This window comes from Microbacterium sp., from assembly GCF_036277215.1.
In the GTDB taxonomy this organism is placed as follows: domain Bacteria; phylum Actinomycetota; class Actinomycetes; order Actinomycetales; family Microbacteriaceae; genus Microbacterium.
Genome location: NZ_DASUNI010000271.1, coordinates 1 through 3,621, shown reverse-complemented (window position 1 = coordinate 3,621; position 3,621 = coordinate 1). Strand labels below are relative to the sequence as shown.

Sequence of the window (3,621 nt, the reverse complement as noted above, 5' to 3'; positions counted from 1 at the left end):
CGTGCGACGACCTTCAGCTGCGGCGCCGCTTCGAGCGCCTCGGCATCGATCTTGGTCGCTGAGCGCACGAGCACCGCATGGGCGTCGGCGAGGGCACCGAGCAGCGCCGGACGGTCGGTGCCGTCGACCTGACGGACATCGAAGTCCGGCCCGAGGGCGTCGATCGTGGCGGGAGAGAGTTCTTCGGCGATGAGCACGACAGGCTTCGGCACGACAGCGGATCCTTTGGAGCGGTGGGCGCGCGGGCTGCGGCCGGAAGACGAGAGTGGGATGCTGCGCCGCACGCCATCGGGGGCGCATTCACCTGACACTCTACTTGCTCGCGCCGGACGACCTGGTTCTCGTGACGCTTGAGCACTCGCTCTCAGGCGAGCAGCGACGCGGTGTTGAGCGTCGTGTACGCCACGACATTCAGCCAGAACACCGCCACCAGCGCCAGCCCGGTGAACATCACGAGGATGAAGTGGTGTGCGGGCCGCCGGTAACCGAGCGCGAACGAGAACCCGAACACGAGGATCGGGAACACGGTTGCGAAGATCCAGATGAACCAGCCGAGGCCGTTCATCCCGGTGGGCAGCTGAGCGGCCTGGATCAGATTGCCGAGCGCATTCCACACCGCGTAGGCGTAGAAGAGGCCGAACGCTCCGGCGATCGTGGCCACGAGCCACGTGGGATTCCGCCGACCAGCTGATGCCGCGGCATCCGTCGTCGCATCGCTCACTGTCCCACCGCCCCGATCATGACGAACGGCCAGGGCAGCAGGAGCACGACACCCGCTACCAGCCAGGTGAAGCGGACCCACGGCTTGGCGCGCAGCGTCAGCAGGAACACCGTGGCGAACCACAGGAGCGGCGCGAGGACGGCGAGCCAGAGGCTCCCCTGGTACATGATGTCGGTGACCAGGTACTGCGCGCGGCCCTGCAGCCGCAGACCGCCGATGAGCCACCCGATCGCGTAGATCAGATAGACACCGCCGAGGATGCCGAGGCTGATCAGCGTCGCATTGCTCATGGGCACGCGATCCCCGGGCATCGTGACCGATCCGTCGGCGTGGACACGTCCGACCCCGTCACTCCCCTTGCCCACGGCCGTGTAGCCGTCCGGCAGGGCCTGGGGAGCGGCATCCGCGGTGTGTTCGGTCAACGGGTCGGCGGGAATCCGCTCAGGTGCGTCGGTGGCACGTTCGGCACCGTGCGCCTTCGATGCCGTTCCGACGTCGAGAGTGGGGTCGTCGTCACCGTCCCACGCCAGCGCGTCGTCGTCTCTGCCGGGGGCCATGTGGCCAGCGTAGCCTCGCGGGGTCGGCGCAGCGGTCGGCCGCGCGATCCCGGCCCGCTCGACCGTGCGCGCAGTCATACAGAAGCGGTCCTCGATCGTCGGCCCTGGGCCTGTGCACGCGTGATGTACTGGCGGTATGGCACAGGTCCGCGATCGTTGGCGATCGCACCTGCTGCAGACCCTCTCGGGGACCGACGACGGGTCACCGCAGTGGGTGAGAGAACTCGCCCGAGGTGACGATGCCGGCTTCTTCGGTCCCGGATCGGCATCGTGGGCGGTGCACGGCGGCATGGCCACGATGGTCGCCGGCATCCGCGCCCTCCTCGTCCAAGCCTTGCATCCGGGTGCCATGGCGGGTGTGCACGACTGGTCTCGCTACCGCGAGGATCCGCTCGGCCGGCTCGCCGGCACGATCCGCTGGCTGATGACCGTCACATTCGGCGATCGCGCAGCCGCAGAGCGTTCGTCGGCGATGGTGCGGAGTCTGCATCGTCGTGTCGAGGGCGAGTATGTCGACGCGTTCGGGGCGCCGAGCACCTACCGCGCGAGCGACCCCGAGCTGATCGAGTGGGTGCATCTCGCCTTCACGGACTCGTTCCTGACCTGTCACGAGATATGGGAGGCGGAGATCCCGGGCGGTCCCGACGCCTACGTCCGGGAATGGGCGAGCGCGGGTGCCCTGGTCGGCGTCGCCGATCCGCCGACGACGGCCGCGGAGCTGCGTGGCCGGATCCGTGCCGTGGCGGATGCCGGCATCCTCAAGACCGACGCTCGCGTCCTTGACGTGGTGCGCTTCATCCGTCGTCCGCCGCTGGCGAAGGGGATGATTCCGGCGTATCGGATCATGTTCGCCGGCGCGGTCACTTCACTCGACCCCGAACATCGACGGATGCTGGGGCTGAACGCGTTCCCGCTCCTGCCCGTTCCCGCCACCGGCGCGGTGCTGCGGACCGCGCGCTCGTTGCTGGGTGAGCGGTCCACGTCCGAAGAGGCGGCGCTGGACCGCATCGCGCGGCTGCAACGCGAGAGTCTGCTCAGTTGAATCGCCAGTTGCCGCCGGCCGCGCGAGGTGTGCCGCCGTCGAGCTCGGACCGGTGACGGCGGATCTGCTCTTCGACGCTGTCAGGCGATGGGGTGCGGTCCGCACCAGGAGCGTTCCGGCGTATTTCCGGTGCCATCGGGTTCGAAGCCCCACCAGACTCGCAGGCCACGAGACCTCCCGCGAGGGCGACAGCGGCGAGGGCCGCACCGACATGGCGAGCAGCGCGCCAGCGTGCGGATACGGGTTCGGTGCTGATTCGTGCGTACATGATCGTTCCTCTCGTGTCCGCCCCGCGATCGCGGGGCTGAGTCGAGAGTCACTCGAGCGGGTATCGACGCCGGATTCGCCGGTATCCGGCCGATATCCGGCCCTTCGACCATCCGACAGTCGACGGGCTGCCCGCACCCGATGAGCCTCACACGCACGCGAATGTGCCCGGCTGACGGCGGAGGTCGATGGATCCGCCTTCAGCCGGGCACACTCACGATGCGTCGGATGACCCGCTCACTGCTGCAGCAGGCGTTCGATGCGGTCGGCCGGCATTCCCGGGGAGGGGTTGGTCGGCGCAGCCTGCGCGCTGCCGTCCGACTGGCGCGCGAGCTGCTCGGCGATGCGGTCGGCGGGCACTCCCGGGTAGGGGTTCGTTTGCGTCGCCTGCTGCGCGAGCTGAGCCTCGATGCGATCGGCCGTCTGCGTCAGGCTGACACCGGCAGGTGCGGCCGGGTTGCGGTTCAAGGACACAGGACCGTCGACATCGGTACGACCGGTCATGCAGCCGGCAAGCCCGGTGACGAGGATGGTGCTGAGCGCGGCCACGCCGATGCCTCGCGTCAAACGAGACGTAGCGGTCTGCGACCGGCCCTTCGAGTTGGCGTTCATGACTTCCTCCTGATCAGCCCGGATCTTCGCTGATCCGGGTCATTGGGAGGAGCGGGCGCAGCACGGTGCTGATACACGCGTGTGATCAGCGCGGGCTGCGGTCACGCGGGCCGATGGGCGAGGTGAGCGCGCACCAGCAATCGGCGCCAGGCGCTCGAGCGCCGGCGCATCGAAACCGCCGCGGGCTCATCGAGCGCCTTTCGCTCCAAGATCTGTCGGCGCAGCTCACGTTCACGCTCTTCGTGGGCCGCAGTGGCTTGGTACAGACGGTACGAGGTGTAGGTCTGGTGATTCATTGTCCGGTCCTTCCGAGACTCGGGTCGCTGCGATGCGACCAGCTCCCACGCTGGCCAACCCCGGTATTAGCTCGACGGCTGCGGGGTACTCATCCGGTATCCGTCCGGAGGTGACACCGTTGACCT

General features: G+C 68.5%; 4 protein-coding genes and 1 pseudogene. 1 reads left to right on the top strand and 4 read right to left on the bottom strand.

Features of this window, described 5'->3' with window-relative positions; genetic code table 11:
- From VFX99_RS13435 to VFX99_RS13425, 3 genes and pseudogenes are all read right to left on the bottom strand, one after another.
- A pseudogene (locus tag VFX99_RS13435) lies at positions 1-212 on the bottom strand (phosphoglycerate dehydrogenase); the annotation flags it as partial.
- A gap of 152 nt (positions 213-364) precedes the next feature.
- Positions 365-721, bottom strand: a complete 357-nt coding sequence (locus VFX99_RS13430) for a bacitracin resistance protein (protein WP_329666799.1) — start codon at positions 719-721, stop codon at positions 365-367.
- Positions 718-1,278: a DNA polymerase III subunit gamma/tau gene (locus VFX99_RS13425; protein ID WP_329666798.1), complete on the bottom strand. Its 561-nt coding sequence runs from the start codon at positions 1,276-1,278 to the stop codon at positions 718-720. Before VFX99_RS13425 ends, VFX99_RS13430 begins: the two co-directional genes overlap by 4 nt.
- A gap of 136 nt (positions 1,279-1,414) precedes the next feature.
- Between VFX99_RS13425 and VFX99_RS13420 the strand changes: the two genes are divergently transcribed.
- A complete protein-coding gene (locus tag VFX99_RS13420) occupies positions 1,415-2,320 on the top strand; it encodes an oxygenase MpaB family protein (protein WP_329666797.1) in 906 nt (301 codons plus the stop codon).
- Between the two features lie 504 nt (positions 2,321-2,824).
- Here VFX99_RS13420 and VFX99_RS13415 read toward each other — a convergent pair.
- Positions 2,825-3,136, bottom strand: a complete 312-nt coding sequence (locus tag VFX99_RS13415; RefSeq protein ID WP_329666796.1) for a hypothetical protein — start codon at positions 3,134-3,136, stop codon at positions 2,825-2,827.
- Positions 3,137-3,621 lie beyond the last annotated feature (485 nt).